An 18,217-nucleotide genomic window follows, 5' to 3' on the forward strand; every position below is an offset into this window, starting at 1 on the left:
ACGCGGGTTGCTCATGGCACCTCCTGATTGGCCTCAGTTTAAGGCAAAGAGGTGTCTACGAAACCCGGGGCGATTCAGTATTGGCTATCTGGCGGTTACAAATCTTGCGAGGTGTTTACTGGACATTGGCATCTCGTTCGTCGTTCCCGCTGCGACGAAGGAGGCGCTTGAGCGATTCCTTAATGAAATCTCTGACGAAGGTTTCATGCTCTTGGGCGTTACAGAAGCAGGGAGGCTTTTCCGAACGACAGCATCGGATTTGCGTGAGCGAGATGCCCACGTCCTCAAAACCTTACGGCTGATCCTGGACAACGCTACCGTTGTCCGGCCGGTTGTGCATGACGCAGAGCTTGAGGCTTTCACGATCAAAGAGGGTATCGACGCTACAGTTTATGACGCGATGCAGCTGTCGATGGCCAACCGGATTCCGTGGTTCTGCATGGACGGGGCTTTTATCGCCCTTCACAATGTGAATGGTCACCCATTGGTGAATGCCCAGGCAGTCTTGCTTAAGGCCATGGTAAGCGCGCCGTTTGATTTCGAGCAAAGGCGTCACGCATTGGTGCTCTACGCTGTGGGCGCGCTCCCCCTGCCGCTCACGTTCCAAGATATCTATCGCTTGGCGAGTACTCCGAGCACGCTTGCCGGGTTCATCCTCCTCAAGATCATTCAGAATCATGGGCGCGAGATCTTTGCGGCTGAAGGGCGCCCGAAAATCCTGCTGAACACAATCTATCTGCACCTTGATTGCCTGTTTGGCAGAGATGCCTTAGCAGTACATTCGAAGTACAGCCCCTGGATAACGTATACCTCCCACGTATTTAACCATGGACTGAGACTTTATCTTGAGCTGTCCGGTACAGAGAGCGCTGAGTTTCGGTTGGCTACAGCGGTGCACCATATGGGTAGAGCGGTGCAGCAAATGTCTTCGCCGGGCGTTGATTTCCAGCCCTTCCTGGTCGATTTGATGGGCAGATTTTTGCATTTTGCTCAGGGACATTTCATGGATTGGGATGCGATCAGTCAAAACTTCCTGTCAATCTCAGAAGCTCAACTGCCCGAAAAGCCAGGCGCAGACTGAGAAAAAGCCAACTGCGGACGAGGGAGCCTGAGGTTCCCAGGTTCCGATCGGTTCATGCGGTTCCAACACTGACAAGCTGAGCCCATCTTCACGAAACCGACCAATGCAGACTTGGCGAAGGCCTACGATAAGCTCATTGATTCTGATCTTGAATGGCTCATGTCATCAGAGAAGGTCGGCTCCACTTCTTCGGGCAGATATGCATGGTTGACCAGCACCGCCCTAAGCAGATTCGCTTGGGGGGCAGTCAGGACGTAAATGTCAGTCATATGTTTTGGGAGTATTGATAGTTGAGCGAAAGGTCGGTCATTCATTTTATAAAACCATGCCGTGATCCTGTAGAGGATCATCGTGTCCTTACTCCGCAGTACGCAATGGGTATGCTGGGACAAAGACATATCGTCAAGATAGGCTTGGATAATTGCACGTTGCAGAGAATGGAGGAGCTACCAGCCAAGCCGTCCCGAGCAGCGGCTGAAGCGGTTGGACTTCTCCCCCTTGTTGAGTTTCTAGAGCGTGCTCCTGGTGTTGCCCTTACGGCTATGGGGACACATGAGATGCCTGAAAACCGTGTTGCAAAGGCTAAGTGGGCATATGAAAACTTTTGTGCGGCCTTTTGGCCCGACCACCGGGACGATGTTGAGGCCTCACACAGAAAGTTTGACGAAGCTTCTACAGACCGTTGGGTCAAGTTTACTGAGTTGAGTGACGGGGCCAGATGTGTCTACGGTCTGGCATACGTTGCTCTCCTGCAAATGCAGAACATACGGCGAACGTATCCGTCATTGAGCCCCGAAGAGAAATTTGAGGCATATCTCCACAGCATGGCTAGCATGCTGGACCTAGTCAGCGCATTTGAGCTTGAGATCGCCAAGTATGCGTTTTGGGAAGTCTCACATGTTGATATAGACAGGCTTCCTGACCGAGTCCGCGGAAGAAGAGCGGACATAAAGGAAAATTTCACGAAGCAGCAGTCCACTGTCAGCAAGTGCAAGCGAGCTGCTTTTAACGGCGCTATGGATTTGTACTGGCTCAGTGGGGCTAACTTGTCGGAAGATTTTGGAGTTCCGATCAAAACCGATGTAGGAGAGTTTGCACTTGATAATTGGGTTGGGACCAATGACCTCAAGCTCTATCGGATATGTAGAGATCTGCACTCGACGCCCCACGAGGGTTCGAAAACTATGCGCTTTGCATGCTCACGTGAATCAGCTTTGGAAGCACTTCCTTACTGGCGCAATGTAGATCGCATGTCTAAAAACGTGATGTTGTACCGACATGCGAGCGGCTATCGATCTCTTGATAGGACTCTGCTGTCTAATATCGACGCGGCCGTCAAGCACCTTGAAGGGGAGCTGCGCAAAGTGTTGAATGACTGAGCGGGTTGCACCTCGCGAGTGTCCAATCTTTAGATCTAAAGACGTTCGATCGCCTAGTATTTAGCAAATTCATCGAAATGAATAGTTGTTGCCATAGTTACATGCTTGATCGTGGTTTTCGCTTGTTAAATTCAAGATTAGGGCTGGCGTGTAATTTCTCTAACGGATAAGTTTAGAGGGTCGAGTTTCTCCGCCTTAAGCTCAAATTCCCTGTTGTTCTTAAAAAATGTCCATTTGCAAAGCGACAACTGATCGCTTCTGCAATTCTCAATGTGTAACGGGGAGTCTGGCAAAGAAATTATCAGCTGCACACTCTCGCCGTTTTCAATCCATACGGTTCTTTGTACCGATAGTGTAATACCAAGCTGCGTATCTACCCACTCACCAGTATGGCTTAAAATTTTCTTCCTAACGATAAACGGATTTGGTATTTCGTTCAGCCTATCATTGAGTTCTGATACAGTTTTCTGAAGGTCGGTATAAGTCGCCAGCGGGACGTATTCGCTCTTTATTTTTTCTGGTGTGAGGAGACCGGCAATCTGCTTTTCTACATCGGTCTTGCTAACATAATTTTTATTTAGATCTATTTTTTCTACATAGTGGGTGCTGATAAAATCCTTAGAATAGTAGTTTTCGGTAAGCTCGCGTGCAGAAATATATGAGGTCGCTTCTACAATTTTAAAGTTTGAGTAGTTTTGCAATAAAGTAAGTAAGCCAATAACTCCGGTTATGGCTAGGGCAAAGCCAGCATAAAAACTTGAACTTAGAGATGTCGTAGAGGGCTGCGTGGAATTCGTCGAGTTTGTGCTCTGGGTCATTTATCTACTTCCATAAATTGAATCTGTACGCGCCCTGTGATGCCATTCGTTGCCCAGTCCAGTCTGGGTTCAGGCTGGGGCAGTATTTCGTGACTCGGCCGAGTCGGCCAGTGAAGGATCACGCCTCCGAGGATGCAATCGGCAATGTTCACAGTGATTGCAGTGAGGATTTGGCCCGGTAAGCGTGATCGTGCAAGAATATGATCGCAGAGGCAGTCATATTCAGCGTGTACTTCGCCACATGCTCCGGCACTATCTTCTGCACCTCGCCGGCACCATGCGAGGTGCTCAGTTTGTTGCGAAGCGTGCCGACGGTCATCAGTGGTTGCTCCCAGAAGGTATCCATCTCGGTTTTCTGCATGATGGTCCGAATGAGCTTGGCGGTTGTGTCTCCCTGGGCATACCCGAAACCCTTCTGGCCGCAGATCACCTTCATGACGCTCTCGTAGCTGCTGTTGCACTTGGTGACGCAGTCGCCGAATTTTCCGTGCCGAAAGTCTTCCAGAGCTGCCATGAACTCGGAATTCGCATTGAGGAATGCTGGCTGACGTAATAGTTTCAGGGCGGGCTCGATAGCTGTCTCGTGGATAGCCTGGCTTTCCTTTGGAATTACCTTCGCGTGCTCCCGGATTCCGGTGAACTGAGTGAGAGCACCCCGGTACATTTCTTCTGTGGTTTCCCATACTGGCTTGGTTATGAAGTAGGGAAGATCATCAATGCTCAAAAACTCGTTCAGATGATCAATCACCGGTTCGTGGTCACCGCCAATGTAACGCCATCCTTCCTGATGGACTAAGTACTCGATGGCATCAAGGAAATGGGGGTCGCTGCAGGTATGCAGAAACTCGAAAGCGTCATCCGCGTAGGAAAGATTTTTCTCCCCAGAAAGGATTCGACGCCCGAGAAGATAGGAAAGCCGGTCGTGAAGGAATTCTAGAGTTTCGACCAGGCCCGGACCAACGTCACGAATTAGCATGAACGTCCTTTGCCGAAATTGCTCAGTAAGCTGCTTTCTCGGCGGGCTCTGGTTTTGTTTGCGACGCGAAAAAACGTTGAAAATATTCCCTATCACAGCGACACCCTGACTCCATCCAAAGAAAGCATCTTAGTCAGGAAGGCTGTCCTATTGCTATCACCATTGAATGCTCGGGCCGCTGCTGCGTTGGTGCAAGCCCGCTATAGATCGAAAGCGGCAGCTTCCCATCCGTAGCAGAGTCGGGCAACCGGTAACAGCACTGGCTTGGCCCTCGTGGTAGCGTTGTCCTAGGGTTCGTCGTCATACTGGGCGTTAACCTACACCTCTCGTTGATGTACGGGCAAAGAGCAGCGCTCGAGAATTGGCCACTTTAGCCGGGCGTGGAGCGCATGCAGGGTCGGAAGCAGCTAGCTGCTAACATTGTGCGACACCAATACAAATGAGGTACCTATGATTGGCCGATCCATTCACGAATGTGCTGATCTTGTTTTGCTTGGAGAGGCGGCCAAGACAATTCTGGAGAGTGTCAAGGAGCGTCTAGCTCGTGCTGGCGGAGATCTCAAAATCAAGGAAGCGGTCAGCAAATGCCTTGAGAGCCTTGATCTGGCGAGCTCAGCCGGGGACTGTTCGCTGGATGATGTCAGGACTGTCAAGCGGGAGCTCAAGATCGCAGTGCGCGATCGGCGCTTCGAGCTGAATCCTTTCGACTAATGTGCAGTCATTGTCGTTTGCTTTACTTGTTGCTTGTCTCAAGAAGCACGACAGGCGATCAATCAGCCTTCCCTGGACATGTCGATGTAGTCGTAATACACATCTAGCCCCGTGGTGAGTCACAGCACCTCCAGTAAGCCAACCTGCGCCCTGGCCAAGGCGCTGCTTGATGACGCCGAACTAGGCATGATGAAAGAATGAAATTCAGTTATCTCTGCGGGGTCAACTTTGAAGCAGGTGTCATTCGCGATAGTCGATTCCTCTCAGGTCGATGACAAAACGACCCTCGGTGAAGGCGCTTCAGGCGTTAACTGTTCGCTCAGATAGGCGTGAGCCTGGAGCCCGGAGCCCGGGTGAGGAGCCCCAAGTCGTCCAACGAGAATCCAAATTTCAATTCAAGCATTACTATTACGCGGCACGCTTGGGTCTAGCCTTAACGAGAGTCGACCGGCCTCATACCAGCAGACCTTGGATCTATCAGGTGTGATTGAAACCAACCATGGCCTACTCTTGCAGTCTGGGGGATTTCCATATTCCCTCTCTATCTGACATGCGCCATAAAATGGACATGCAGTCTCCCTTAGCTCAGAGGTGTTGGCGAGGCCGCTGGTGGTGAGGTGCTGCTGAAGATAGTGAATACTTGTTTGTAATATAGTCAGCTTCTCAAATTCTGAGTCTGTCAGACTCACGATGCTTCCAGGAGCACCGATCCATTGCAGTGTGGCCTCCCGTCCTGCTTTTTCCTGAAAGACAAGATGCTCAAGTATGCTTGCAGCTATTTTTTTGAACTCTTCTCCTGTGAGCGGCTCTTTCAAGAATACAAGTTCTATTGAAGGGAATTTTGCCCTGAGCTTCAGAGCTTTGTTGATCAGTTTAGTATAGATTTCCGCCCCTCTGCTGAGCTCGCTGGAACCTTCGGCGACCTGACTTAAAATTGAAGTATGTAACTGTTCTTTTTCAAAGCTTTGTCTTTTGAATTCATGGAGTATGTAATTTTCTACATATTTAAAGCTTAAGCTGGAGTTGTCTCCGCGAGCATCATCTTGCCTGGTCGCCTTACAGATATTCCATAGTGCAGTAGAGGGCGAGCCGATTAGGAGGCAGAGATTTCCGATTAATATCCGCTCTTCTGGGGTAGTGCTTCTCCCGATGAGAAACTCAATAAAAGGGCGATACGCAAGGTACGGAAAGCTCGGTGTCCCAGCGTCTAACTCATGCTCTGCTCCCCCCGACAGTCGTCGCTGCTCGCGCTCCACCTCATAAGCCACCCCCTCGGAAATGAAATCTAACCCTGGGCGGAGAGTAAATTCAATGCACTCCCCGTTTTTGGCTTTGGCTTCAACTGTCGAGTAGTAGACTTGAAGGGATCCGAGATGCTCGTTTGAGTGAGAAACATCTAACTGTTCAGGTTGTAGTTCGCTAAACACCCATTCGGTAATCTCGGGCCACTGAAACCCCTTTTCTCGAGGCTTTCCTTCGATGGACCCGCGCGCCTCGTTCATCATAATGAACGCAAATGATACCGTGCTATCTGATTTGTACTCCGCTGGAGCAGTGAAGAAGCCAAGGTCATCCGTGTGGTTGATGAACGGCACCATCAGTAAAAAACAGGCCTGCATTGCTTGGAGACCCGCAACGGTCGACAAGTTATGAAGATAATGGGTGTATTCGTGAGCGTGCAACGCGACCGCCATAGGAAATGGATCGCCGAACTCCGGGTCTAGGTCCCCATCGCAGGTGATCTTGGTAAACAGCGAATGCATTCGATAAGTACCAGACGTACCGGCATTGAGTACTTCTCTATCGTGATATCCAGACATCCTTGCCTCGCGTACTAGTTCATATCGATCAGGTGGTCAACTTGGAATACTGTGCTTCTGTATCTGCCAACGCCAAAATACATTAAAGGATATTTTCAGCCGAAACTGAAGTTGCTCGACTTTGAAGCAAGCGAACGTTTTAATTTTAACTCAGGCGTCGGTCAAAGGAGCCACTGTTAGTGAGATTTTATATGTAAATCGCTATTCGGCAAATTATGTCAGGATTGGTAAGGGCTAGAGAGGTCAGCCCACATATCACGATACTGAGACCCTAGCGGCTTAATCGTGGTTTTCCACTTGTAAATACTAGTGAATCAGCGGTCCAGAGATCAAACGACTCATCAATTGCGTTTTGTCCCTGCGACTTTTCGTACAATCGTAACCGAGGCTCACAGCCCCAATTCATTGGCCAGCTCAGGCGTGTTGGCCTTGAGGTCGTCGATAATATGGCTTAGTGGCACCGCCTTGTTGAACTTGTCCTGCTGCTCACAGGTTTGCGGGTTCCGCTGGAAGCCCAGGTGGTGGAGTGCGACTACCTGTCCCTGGGCGTTGAAGACCGGCGCCCCAGATGCGCCGTGCTCAGTATCGCAATCATGAGTGATCTCGCGCGGACCATCGCCCTTGAGCCAGTTCTGATGGTCGAGAGTGGTGATCCTGCATTTGTCGCTTACTTGTTTGGTCTGACACATGGCGTGGTGAACTATGAATGCGTCGCCTAGTTTTGCATCAGGTGCGTTGGCCAGGCGCTCATACACCGGCTCGCCGGCCACACCACCGGTACCTACGACAGGCTGCACTCGCAGCACAGCGTAATCTAGTGCCTCGCTCTTTGCTTCGATGTGGGTACAGTTGTACTGGCGTCTGATCGTGCCTCCGTCCCAGGCCAGGTCAAGCGTGGCATTGACGCATACATTGCCCTCCCAGTAGTCGGCGGGTTGCATCCAACTGCTGTCGCCCCCGCAATGCCAGTTGGTCAATGCTAACCCTGGGCCGACCATCACGGCGGAGCAGCACCAAGCGCTCCTGTCACCACCGGGTATCTGCCTAGCGGTCATGAGCATGCCTACCTTGGCGCCGGCCTTGCGTGGAAGCGTATCGCCCATTGCACCATTCTTCGGGAAAAGATCGTTCCAGCCAACGACGCCGGGTGTCTGTACGGAAAATACGAGTTGGCCGCTACTTTCTTTCGGCAAGGCGATGCCTGCTGGGATCCTGATGACAATGTCCGAGTCGGGCCTGGCCGTCACCAGTTCGACCTGAACTCGATCGTGGAACAAGCGTCCGGTCCAACGTGATGCCGTCAGCTGGCCTTTGTCGGTAAAATCGTTCGGGCCAAAGCTTGCAAGTACCCGGTAGTCAGGGGCATAGATCAGTACATGCCACTGCCGGTCTGTACCCGCTGCAACCTCGAGGCGCAATTTCATGCTGTCGACGGGCCAGTCCCCGGCTGGCGCCTTAATGGGCTGGAACGGTTGGTTGGCAGTGAGCCGTGCTCCCTGAGAGAACCAGGCGCCGAAACTGGTTACAGACTCGGCAGTCTTGCATTGTTCGGCAAGCACACCTGCCGCCAGTAGCACCTGGGCGAGGAGGAAGGTGTATTTAAAGGCACTCATTTCTCTCGATGCCCCGTGGGGAAAGGATGATGTCCTGGATATCGGCCAGTGGAAGGGGCTCGTCCCTGTCGCAGAGCGTCAGCGAGCCTTTGGCCACTTGAGTTGGGCCGATACGACGTACCACCCCAGGTTCACCGACACCATCGACCAGGTCATAGGCGTAGGCTGCCTGGCTGCCATCTGCCAAGGTTAGGATGCGCTTGAGGGCCTTGCTGCTAGCTTGATCATGCTTGCCGTTGGTATCGGTGAACGAGATGTATTGTGGTTGCATCTGACGAATCTTAACGGCTCGCCATTGGCCGCCCTCCTTCAACCAGTGTCGGTCAGGGTCGAGCAGTGCCAGAACCGGATCGGCAACTCCAGTGGCGACCTTGGCTTCATCTGGGTTAATTGTGCCGTCACTGTTTCTTGAAATGGGCCTGGAAGTGACCTGCAAGCGCACCTTGATTGCCACAGGCTCGAGATAGGCCTCTGGCCAGGCTCCGCGCATCGCCGCCGCGATACTGGCGATCAACGCCGTTGCCTGCGAAGTACCGCTAGCCGAACTGATACGGTCTGCCGTCACCCACCCGGGAATCGACTGGCCTCCTGGCGCGGCGAGCTGGACGATTGGGCTGGGGCCACTGCCAAAGTTGGCGTTTTGCATCAGGTGGGTGTTGTTGCGATCGCAGGTGGTGCAAGCCGTAACCACGATGACATTAGCCTGGTCGCCGAGGTTCTGCGGCGCCTTGCTGGAGTTGCTAGTCAGCTCGATAGGTTGTTCCTGCTCTGTGGCGGGTTGCCCTGCGGAGACTATGAATAACGACCGGGAGTTCTTGACTGCCTTGAGGATCGCTTCCTGCCAGCGATTGTCGGGGTTACTCAGGCGTTCACCCACAGGCCTCAGGGTGTTCAAAGAGAACGCTGTGGCCGCCACGTAGATCGCCCTCGTCATACCAGGGGGGGCGTCTGCGTCGCCAAGGATCTGTTGCTGCAACTGGAGATTTCGGTCCGGGGATGCCGGGTACAGTTGATCGTCGTCCCTAACCTTGTTCCAGACGAAGGAAAATATTGCCGCGTTGGTGGAGATGCTGCGAAAACCGTAGCCTTGACTGCCGATCAAACCGGCTAGGTGAGTGCCGTGGAAGCGATTAGTGAAAGGGGAAGCCCATTGGCAGCTCAACGCTTGCGTGGGTTTTGTCTTCACATAAGCGGGAAACAGGTTGGGGGACGGGTCCAGTGGGGTATCGATGAGGTAAACCGGCACGACCCGGATATCGCGTTTCGCACCGCCAGGGTACATGCTGTCGCGCACGGCCGTCAGTGCGTCGCGGTCGTAGTCGAACTGATTCAGGTAGTCGAAGGGCTTTTCATCGCTCAGGCCATTGGAGCATGCGTACGCTGTCGGCGCGTTTTCTGAGTAAAGCTGGGCGCCGTTATCCGTGGCATGGGGGATCAGATCGAAGTACACATTGGCGCTTTTACTGTTTTCCAATTGCGCACGGATTTTCAAAGATGTTTCATCGGTGTCCGTCGGCACGACGAATTGGTAGGCGCGGTACTGAATGACGGAGCTAGGTGGCTGTTCGGCGGCAGCCGGGATGCAGTTGACGACCCGCGGCTGTAGGTTTGACCAGTATTTGAACAGGTCATCCGACGCCGGAGTGCAGTCGTCGCGGGTGAACGGAGCTGCGGCGGCCACCCGTTTGCTGGCGATTGCCGGCCAGGTCGCCAGGGTGGGCAGGTTGAGTGATTCTCCGGCCCTCAGCGGTTGGGTCGCCGGTCGATCTAGATTAAGCTGGTGAACCACTTCCAACATGGGTGGGCACGGTGGTGGATAGCCACGTTGGTCGAGCAGGCCGCACAGGGTGTCGCCGGCTTGCACCCGATAGCGATCGCTAGGCAGTCGCCCTTGCTTGACCAGGTCCAGCATGACCTGCGCGACGGACTGCCCTACGTTGCCGCCTTCGAAGGACACCAGAACGCCGCTATCGATTTGGATTGGCAAGCGTGATTGGGCGCCTGGCGCCTCGGCGACGTCTTTGCGTAGTTGTTCAAAAGCGGCGGGATCTGGTGGGGGAATCAGGGGTAGTTCAGGTTCTGCTGCCAGTGCCGTTCCAAGAGGCAAACCCAGCAACCAGAGTGGATTCATGAGGCGGTCACTCCATGTAGGTCGCGCGATGCCCGGCCTTATCGGTGTCTTGCAGGGCTAGGCGCTTGCTTCCGGCGCCACCACACAGGTAATGCATGACCGAACGTGGATTGTATGGCGATACTTCCAGCCAGTTCCTCCCCTCCAGGGCACAGCCGGGTATTCCTACGGCTTGTTCGTGTTGGTAGCCCAGCACGTGACCCAACTCGTGCCGCAGGATACCGACACGGTCGTAGTCGGTCGTGAAGTAACTGGGGGTGATATGCACGTAGCGCAGCGAGGGCAGTGAATTGGGGAAGAAACTGACGGCAAAGGCGCCATTGACGTTGGCTGAGTAACGCACGATGAAGGTTGCCTGGCCGGTTTTAGGCTGCGAATCCAGCACAGGCTTGTGGACGAAGCTGATTGCGCATTCCCGGCAAAACATCCAGTCCTCGGCGGCCGCTCGCATATTGTCCACCACGGCCTGGTACTGCGCTTGGCTAGGAAAGCTCTGCCGGTCCACGGCATAGGTCAGATGACGCTGGCCCTTGGGCCAGATTGACTTCTTGCCTTGCTCGGTGATTACCAGCAGTTCGCCATCTCTGGCAGGCACCTGGCCACGGCGCAGGTTCATCAGGTACGACTGGACACCTTCTTCGTCCAGCAACAGGTCGCCTTCGACGATGTAGTAGATGGCATTGCCCTGTTCGGCGATCTCCACCTTCGGTAGCTTGCCGAGGAACGGCTTGAAGGCGGCATCAAACGAGGGTGCCGAGATAGCAGCTTCGATGTCTCCCCGTGTTAGGGCCGAGGCCGTTGGCGAGAGCACAATTGACAAGGTTGCGAATGCGATGGTCAGTCGATGAGACATACACCAGCTGAGCATGAGGAGGCCCTCTGCATAGTCGCCGACTGCGCAATACCGACGATGTGTGTGATGGATACCCGCTTCGGTTGGTACTTCAATAGTGGGTATAGATATGGCTATTTAAAGGCGCAATGCCATTAGTCGGATGATTGTTTTATAGACCCAAACTCGATCTGGAGAGCAGAGCAATATGGACTATACCCAGTCATGTAAATTGCAATTTGGCAACGGTGCCAAAGGAGAGTCTCAATGCGCAATTCAATGGCGGTGGCTTTGTCGTGCGCAGTGTTGAGCGGTTGCCAGACATGGACGATTTTCACCACTTCCAAGCTTGATCCAACAAGTGGTGATCAGGAGCGCGTCATGTTGGTTCCGGTGACTGCGCAGTTTTTCCAGGCCCAGGGCAGCAAGGCATCCGTGTGGCAGCAACTGTTTGGCAAGCCGGATGATGGCCGCCAATGGGAGCGCCTGTGTGTGCCAGAAGATAATCAAGCACTGGCGCCGGCGCTGGTGCCTGTATTGATCGCGATCGGCAACACCGCCTGGGACCTTGGCGTGGCGGCCATCAACCGCAAGGTCGATGAGTTCCAAGAGCGTTCCATCAAGTCTTGGAGTGCCTCTTGGTCTGGCCCCGAGGCCGCATGGAACATTTCCAGATGCGTGGTGCTGGCAAGAGTCAAGGGGCAGTCAGACCCAGAGTCGCAAATGTCCATTCTGCTGGTGAAACAAGCGTTCCAGACACATGATAAGGAAACGGTCGCCTTTCAGTTCGCGCCAGCAGTAGTGGCATCCAGGACCAGTCGTGCACTAACCGCAAACGAAGGGCAGGGCAAAGGCCGTATCGGCCTGAGTGTCGCCGCTGCCGCGACCGGCTTCAAGGCCGGCGCTGCGCAGGAGAATGTTGCCGATGCAGTAAGCATCGGCGGCATTACGGTATCTGCTCCAGGGACCAATGGCCCGCTCAACTACAAGCTTGTGGCCAAAGATTATTTCAACTTCACGAAACCGTTGAAGTATCCGGCAAGCAGTGATGTGTACATCAACTTCTCGGTTGTGGAAACCGGCACACTTGCAGGACTTGATAGTCAAAGCAAAGCCGAGATAAAGGCCATGGCCGACGCACTTGGCCCAGTGGCCAAAGATGCCTGGAAGAAAAAACTGGAAAAAGAAAGCAAGAAAGAGGAATAGAGCGTTTGTGCAAGGCTTTGATGATCTGCTATGGCCCTCCGCCGTGTAGGCGGGCGTCTAGTTTCTCGGCCGAGGATCGGGATGTAGCAGGCAGCTTGTCCGTGCGGAATCCTACACGTCGTCGCGCATGCGATCAGCCGGGGACCGCCATTCATCACGTGCTTGATCCGCTTCATCATCGAGCCGCCGTTTTGATGTTGTGAAATTGATCCAGCCCAGTTAGATGAAATGTCGCGGCGACCTGCTCGGCCATCCAACCAGTCTGCCGGCGGACCAGCCGATCACATCTAGGCTATCTTGCTCGATTCGGGGCATGGTTCGGTGCTCGCGCTTCTACGGGCTCGGCTCCAGTTTTTAGGCTGGGGCATAGAGGTCAGCTGGTAACTCTTAGCTCAGCCCAGCAAAAGCAGGGCTGGCTTGCACTAGGCGCTGATCTCTATTCCGCTTTGGTCTGGCCGACCTCAGTGGCAGGACCGTCAGCTTGCTTATTTGAATGCCGCAAACCATCCACATATGCGTAGGAGCTAATAAGAATGCTGGCCAGCGCGAGCGCACCCAACCAATTCTTATTTTCGACCTGCAAGCAGATAGCAGTCAGGAAGATGCCCAGCACTGCCCAAAGCATTTGCAATGCGTTGTCCCACCTGCGACCGACCAGCCGCCGGTGAGCTTGAAAGCACGTAAAGGCCACGTCGTGTCTGCCTGCGACAGACTTAATTCTCTAGCGTATCAGGCCGAGCCGTCATTATGGGGGATTGCGACAGTTTTGCGTTTTCTCTCTAGGAGGCTGCAGGCCGCGAAATACGGGAACTAGCTGCGACAGTTTTAATTCTCTAAATTCAATGGCTGGCTACCGGCGTCCGACATCGCTCCGACGCCGGTCATGGCGCTTACTCGCGCGCTGGCTCTTGATCGTTTCGTGCTGTTCGCAAGAGGGGCATGTGAGGGGAGGAGCGGCGTAGGCCGGTCTGCCGTGGTTCAGGCGGCAAGTCCAACATAGAGATGTGAGGCACGTTGAGCGGCCAGTCTGGCCGCTCGATGCCTGCGGGCGTTACCAGAGAATAAAAGCGGACGCCGTTGTCTGATTCAGGTTGATGTCGCCGACTTCCAGCACTTCATATTCGGCGCGAAGACCGATGTTGCGAAACACATCAAACTCGACGCCGGCACCGTAGGTCATATTCACCCCGGTATCATCGTCGCTGGCATTCCCGTCGGCATCCCAGGCATGGGCACCGACACTGCCGAAGACGCGCACCCGCTCTCCCAGCGGAAAGCCGAGGTGGGCACTGGCCTGAACGGATTTACCATCGAAATCGAGATCCTCGTCCTTGAATTGGCCGAGATCGACGAATGCGCCCTCAAAGGCCAGATAACTGTTGACGCGATAACCTGCAAAAACCTTGTAGCTGTAGTCCTCATCGCTCAGATGGGTTTTGTCGGTTTCGATGCTGCTCACGCCTGCGCCAAGATACAGGCCTCTGTCATCGGCCAGTGCCTGAAAAGACAGCAACGAAAGCAGTGAAACGAAGCCAATTTTTCGCAATAGCATGTGAAATAAAATCCTCTACAGGTTTATCGATTGGGTTATCTGAATTCGATTGATCGCGAGGCCGATAACGACATTGATTGATTTTGATGCGTGACATCGCCCAAAAAGAAACGCGGGAGTTATTGATATAAACAACTAACTACTGCTGCAGCGAAGTTTTCAAAGCAAGAGTATTAGTAACAATCAATCAACCAGGCCAATGCGACTCCACATAAATAGGCGGCGAGGCAATAGAAGATCTTCTGTTTGAGCGACAGTGCATTTAATCGATAGCGCATGCTTGTTCGTCCCTTGAGTTGGAAATAATCAATATTGGCCATTGGGCTTGGCGGATGAAAACTATTGATTGTCATTTCTTGGGCTTGGTGCCGCTGCAGGGAGCTGCGAAGCCATCAGTTCGTGGCGTTGCGCCTGGCTGTCTCTGACGGAGGCTCCCCATAGGCGTCCTGATAGGCCTTGGAAAACCGGCCCAGGTGGTGGAAGTTCCAATACATCGCGGTTTCGGTAACCGTTGGCCAGGTGTTGCGGATCAAGTCTCGACGAACATTGGCGAGCCGCAGGTTCTTAATATAGGCGATCGGCGAAATTCCGAAAGTTTCGGAAAAGCCGTGGTGCAAACTGCGCGAGGTGGTTTCAAACTGCATGACCAGCGTGGTGATGTTGAGCGATTTCTTGGTGTTCTGGTGAATGTAATCCATGACTTCTGTCGCGACTTTCCTTCTTCTCGGAGGGTAAAGTTCGGAGCGATTAGCAGGCGTCAGGGCCCGTAATAGAGAAGCCAGCAGAACACTTTCAATGGCGGCGCGGCGGCGCTGTTTGGCGTCGATAAAATAAGTGCCAATTTTCTGCAGGGCAGCTTGAATCAGCTTGAAGTTCGCAGCCTGAAAGCGCTGCTCCTTTCGATGTGCAAATACATCAATCACCGAATGTTCTTTGAGGCACTGTGCATAATGTTCCAGCGTCGTGCTCAGGATGAAAATGGTTTCATTCGGTTCGCAAATGTAATGCACGGGCTCGCGGCTATAGAGCACGACGATTTCGTTAGGCCGCAGTGCGTGGTTGTTCACCAGCGGACGGCCGACGGAAGTCTGTGAAATGACAAAGGTCACAAAGCCATGGGGAACCGAACCGGTCAGGGTGACGGTTGAATCGAACTCCAGCCTGCTGCATTGGAACCTGGAGCTATGAATGAGCCTGTGTTGTCGAATGCTTGCTTTGCGCTCTGATGGAATGAGGTTCATCCCCCACGACCCAATCGTTCTCTTGGGAGTGCCCGCGGGACTTGACGTTACATGAAAGACGTCATCAGGGATGTTGCGCATGGAATTGAATACTCTTCAGCCAATGGATAGTGCTAAACGGTTTTTTCAGGCGTCGATGGCTCTGGGGTAAGCTCCAGTGCTGCTGAAAAAACGTACGTATCGCTTGTTGGCAAATTCAGGTTTTGAAGTTTGCACAACGCTGTTTTCGAACCGAAGATCGCTGTTTTCTGAGCTGTTGGGTCGATGGCCGCTGCATCAAAGGCAAAGTAATCGCTGGCTGGATAGTCGCTGCGAATCCTGTAGTTGGACTGTTCATCGGCCAATGTCTTTTTGCGGTTTTCAATAGTGGTCAGGTCAGGCCGGTAGACTTCCTCATCCTTGATCATGGCCTTGAGCGAAAGCACGGCACCCAAAGAGACGGTTACGAGATTTTTCAGCAGCATTGATGTGCGTTCCCTATTAATGATTTTCAGGCAGAACACAGCGTCAGCCGTGGCCTGTGGATAGTCTTGCGATGCGTATTAAGGTCAGAACTCAGGTGGTCGATGATCAAATAGCGGGTTGCGTTTTTTCAAAGTCCGGCCAGCCCGCTAAGGAGCCATGATCAAATGGGAATTAATGAATAGTCTTGAACTTCATTAATCGCGTCCGGTGGCGGGAAAGGAACAGGAAGATCCATCGTGCCTTCGTCGTTATGCTGTTCATTTTCAAAGTAGATTTTCAACTGCGACAGTTTCAGTTTTTCGTTCGGGCTCAACTCGATCTGGTAGAACTCGATCTCGGTGCTGGCGCTGGAGTGCTCGTTTTGCGCCGCCGAGTAAAAGGGCAGTGCAACCAAAGAGAGCACTGCCAGGATCCTGGTTATCATCGATTTGACGACTCGCAAAAAAAGGTACGTTTGCATCGGGCACCCGCAAGAGTGTTTGAATGAGGGCCGCGGAGCCGGTTTTCTGCCGGGGGCAACAGGCAGGGCTCCGAACGCGACAATGGCGAGATATTGAGGGGGAGGGAGCGTCTGATTCAAATCAGTGATTATTATTTTTCTGCTTGAATCAGCATTGGCGGACAACGGGCATCAAGCCCCTGTCGCCTGGTCAAGCTCGGGTGGGGCGTGGCAGTGACTAGTGGTTCATGCAGCGCAGACGACTCAGTTCATGCACATAAACGCACATGGTGTTTTTATCGGTAGTGGGGATCAGTTCGTAATTTAGAACAGCGCCTTCTTGCAGGACGTATTGGCGTTTGAAAAAAAGATCCGGCGTCTTTTCGATGGCGAACAGTTCGTTATCCTGGCTTAACTTGACGGTCCTGATTTTAATTTGAACGTGATGATTACTCTCACGGATAACGTCCGCTGAAATAGTAGAGTTACGAATTTTTCCGTTCAGGCTTTCCAGCGTGGTTTGGGTAAGTCGACCGTGCCCGATGGTCATGTACTCTTCCGTATTGAGTTGGTTCGAATCTTCCAGCCATTGTTGGGTGATGGTTTGATAACTGATGTTTTCCATGTAGTGAGTGGGCGAGTAAGTCAGCGAGAAAATACACGCGGCGTTAATGGCTCCCAGCACTAGCCAATGGGCGGTCGATACTGTTGGCTTCATAGGGTGGCTTCCAAACATTGCCGGATCATCAGTGCGAGATCTTTCTGTTCGCTGTGCGATTGCAGGTTTGCAGTGCTTAGATCCGGGCGGACGCACGAAACGGAATAGTTTGATTTAGCGAGATTCAACCAGACCTGGCCTTTCAACTCGGGTGACTGTTGAACCTGTTTCGCCGAAAGATCCCTCAGCGATTGGGCTTCGGCGACCGTGTTGGCCACTGCATGAATGACCAGATCGTTCTGTTTTATGCTGGAAACTTCAATTTTCGGCGTGTCGAAGCCGGAGCGGAAACCGGTAAAGGCACACACGCCCAAGGTCAGGATGTAACCGATCAACTGGGCTTTGGTGATGCGAGTCGATGACCTGGCTTTTTCCGAAGGCAACGGCAGGGCTTCTTTCGGGTTGGCCTCCAGCACTTCCATGACCGGCTCGACAGGTTGTGCGGCGGTATCTGGCGGCATCGGCAAGTCGGCGGGCGCATTGACTACATACTGGCGATTGAAGCAATAACCTCTTCGCGGAACCGTCATCAAGATCTCGTGATCTCGACTGTCGTTGAGAATGTTGCGAAGGGAGAAAACGGCTTGATTCAAACTGCCGGAGGCGACGACACGGTCATTCCAGGTGTAGTCGATGATCTCTTCGCGGCTTTTAGTCTGACCCGGTTCCATCAGCAGCAGATTCAGTAGACGCGATTCAGCCCTGCCTATCGTGGAGTTTTGCACCTCTCCAAGAGGTGTAGTGATAGAGAGCAAGGCGGTATCCGGGTCGAAAACAACCATGGCGTCGTTTTTCAGCTTGAAGGCGTAGCGCATGGGAATCCTTCGTTCAGGTGGTTCTGGCTGAGTATAGAGACGGCGTCGATGGCGCGCGGATGGGCGCGCGAAGTGCAGGGAGAATCACTGGACACTGCTGGAACAGCCCATCAAAAGTCTCATTGGAATCAAGCAAGGAAATCCACGGGAGTTAATCGCAGGCAGCGATGATGCTCAGTGCGAGTCATCTGCGCCATCCGAAAAGTGCAAGGCAGTGTATCGGACGGCCTGTTATTCAAGCACAAGCTTGCGGCCAGTCATATCCGTCGTGTCGTATTGCCGTGAACCGCTGGACAAGGATTGCAGGCAGAGGGAGAAGGAAAGATGGGGCAGGGGGGAGGGGCGAACGTGCAGGCATTCCAGTGCAGCATGCGAAATTGATTTTCCAATCTGCATCAAGAATGCCTGCGCTGTGTAAAA

General features: G+C 53.1%; 16 protein-coding genes. 4 read left to right on the plus strand and 12 right to left on the minus strand.

The window, feature by feature from the left end; all coding sequences use genetic code 11:
• Together AC07PQ_RS15075 and AC07PQ_RS15080 are read left to right on the plus strand one after the other, a co-directional pair.
• Nucleotides 1–1,081 (plus strand): PIN domain-containing protein (locus tag AC07PQ_RS15075; protein ID WP_493185804.1); only part of this gene is annotated, 1,081 nt, incomplete at its 5' end.
• 374 nt (nt 1,082–1,455) lie between these two features.
• Nucleotides 1,456–2,460, plus strand: a complete 1,005-nt coding sequence (locus AC07PQ_RS15080; protein WP_493185805.1) for a hypothetical protein — start codon at nt 1,456–1,458, stop codon at nt 2,458–2,460.
• A gap of 137 nt (nt 2,461–2,597) precedes the next feature.
• Here the strand turns inward: AC07PQ_RS15080 and AC07PQ_RS15085 are convergent, their stop codons facing one another.
• Together AC07PQ_RS15085 and AC07PQ_RS15090 are read right to left on the minus strand one after the other, a co-directional pair.
• The gene (locus AC07PQ_RS15085) at nt 2,598–3,278 is read right to left on the minus strand and encodes a hypothetical protein (protein WP_493185806.1); all 681 of its coding nucleotides are present in this window, start codon (nt 3,276–3,278) and stop codon (nt 2,598–2,600) included.
• A 148-nt stretch (nt 3,279–3,426) separates the two neighbouring features.
• Nucleotides 3,427–4,254, minus strand: a complete 828-nt coding sequence (locus AC07PQ_RS15090) for an abortive infection family protein (RefSeq protein ID WP_493185807.1) — start codon at nt 4,252–4,254, stop codon at nt 3,427–3,429.
• A 450-nt stretch (nt 4,255–4,704) separates the two neighbouring features.
• Between AC07PQ_RS15090 and AC07PQ_RS15095 the strand changes: the two genes are divergently transcribed.
• Nucleotides 4,705–4,965, plus strand: coding sequence for a hypothetical protein (locus AC07PQ_RS15095; protein WP_493185808.1), 261 nt, complete (start codon nt 4,705–4,707; stop codon nt 4,963–4,965).
• A gap of 395 nt (nt 4,966–5,360) precedes the next feature.
• On the opposite strand, the gene AC07PQ_RS15100 is transcribed toward AC07PQ_RS15095, so the two are convergent.
• From AC07PQ_RS15100 to AC07PQ_RS15115, 4 genes are all read right to left on the minus strand, one after another.
• Nucleotides 5,361–6,785 carry a hypothetical protein gene (locus AC07PQ_RS15100; RefSeq protein WP_493185809.1) on the minus strand — a complete coding sequence of 475 codons (1,425 nt, stop codon included), beginning with the start codon at nt 6,783–6,785 and terminating at the stop codon, nt 5,361–5,363.
• Nucleotides 6,786–7,174: 389 nt separating this feature from the next.
• Nucleotides 7,175–8,398 carry a trypsin-like serine peptidase gene (locus AC07PQ_RS15105; RefSeq protein WP_493185810.1) on the minus strand — a complete coding sequence of 408 codons (1,224 nt, stop codon included), beginning with the start codon at nt 8,396–8,398 and terminating at the stop codon, nt 7,175–7,177.
• On the minus strand, nt 8,385–10,529 hold the full coding sequence (locus AC07PQ_RS15110) for a S8/S53 family peptidase (protein WP_493185811.1): 2,145 nt from the start codon (nt 10,527–10,529) through the stop codon (nt 8,385–8,387). Before AC07PQ_RS15110 ends, AC07PQ_RS15105 begins: the two co-directional genes overlap by 14 nt.
• Nucleotides 10,530–10,536: 7 nt before the next feature.
• Nucleotides 10,537–11,397, minus strand: coding sequence for a zinc metalloprotease (locus tag AC07PQ_RS15115; RefSeq protein ID WP_493185812.1), 861 nt, complete (start codon nt 11,395–11,397; stop codon nt 10,537–10,539).
• A 231-nt stretch (nt 11,398–11,628) separates the two neighbouring features.
• Between AC07PQ_RS15115 and AC07PQ_RS15120 the strand changes: the two genes are divergently transcribed.
• A complete protein-coding gene (locus AC07PQ_RS15120; RefSeq protein WP_493185813.1) occupies nt 11,629–12,567 on the plus strand; it encodes a hypothetical protein in 939 nt (312 codons plus the stop codon).
• A 1,051-nt stretch (nt 12,568–13,618) separates the two neighbouring features.
• Here the strand turns inward: AC07PQ_RS15120 and AC07PQ_RS15125 are convergent.
• The 6 genes from AC07PQ_RS15125 to AC07PQ_RS15150 form a co-directional block, all read right to left on the minus strand.
• A complete protein-coding gene (locus tag AC07PQ_RS15125) occupies nt 13,619–14,119 on the minus strand; it encodes an outer membrane beta-barrel protein (protein ID WP_007924516.1) in 501 nt (166 codons plus the stop codon).
• 392 nt (nt 14,120–14,511) lie between these two features.
• On the minus strand, nt 14,512–15,441 hold the full coding sequence (locus AC07PQ_RS15130) for an AraC family transcriptional regulator (RefSeq protein WP_493185814.1): 930 nt from the start codon (nt 15,439–15,441) through the stop codon (nt 14,512–14,514).
• 32 nt (nt 15,442–15,473) lie between these two features.
• On the minus strand, nt 15,474–15,824 hold the full coding sequence (locus AC07PQ_RS15135) for a hypothetical protein (RefSeq protein WP_007924521.1): 351 nt from the start codon (nt 15,822–15,824) through the stop codon (nt 15,474–15,476).
• A 161-nt stretch (nt 15,825–15,985) separates the two neighbouring features.
• The gene (locus tag AC07PQ_RS15140; protein ID WP_493185815.1) at nt 15,986–16,228 is read right to left on the minus strand and encodes a hypothetical protein; all 243 of its coding nucleotides are present in this window, start codon (nt 16,226–16,228) and stop codon (nt 15,986–15,988) included.
• A 274-nt stretch (nt 16,229–16,502) separates the two neighbouring features.
• Complete coding sequence (locus tag AC07PQ_RS15145; RefSeq protein WP_007924523.1) at nt 16,503–16,982, minus strand: hypothetical protein; 480 nt, start codon at nt 16,980–16,982, stop codon at nt 16,503–16,505.
• The gene (locus AC07PQ_RS15150) at nt 16,979–17,797 is read right to left on the minus strand and encodes a winged helix-turn-helix domain-containing protein (RefSeq protein WP_493185816.1); all 819 of its coding nucleotides are present in this window, start codon (nt 17,795–17,797) and stop codon (nt 16,979–16,981) included. The genes AC07PQ_RS15145 and AC07PQ_RS15150 overlap by 4 nt, the downstream gene beginning before the upstream one ends.
• Nucleotides 17,798–18,217: the final 420 nt, after the last annotated feature.

The organism is Pseudomonas sp. GW821-FHT09E12, assembly GCF_059416085.1.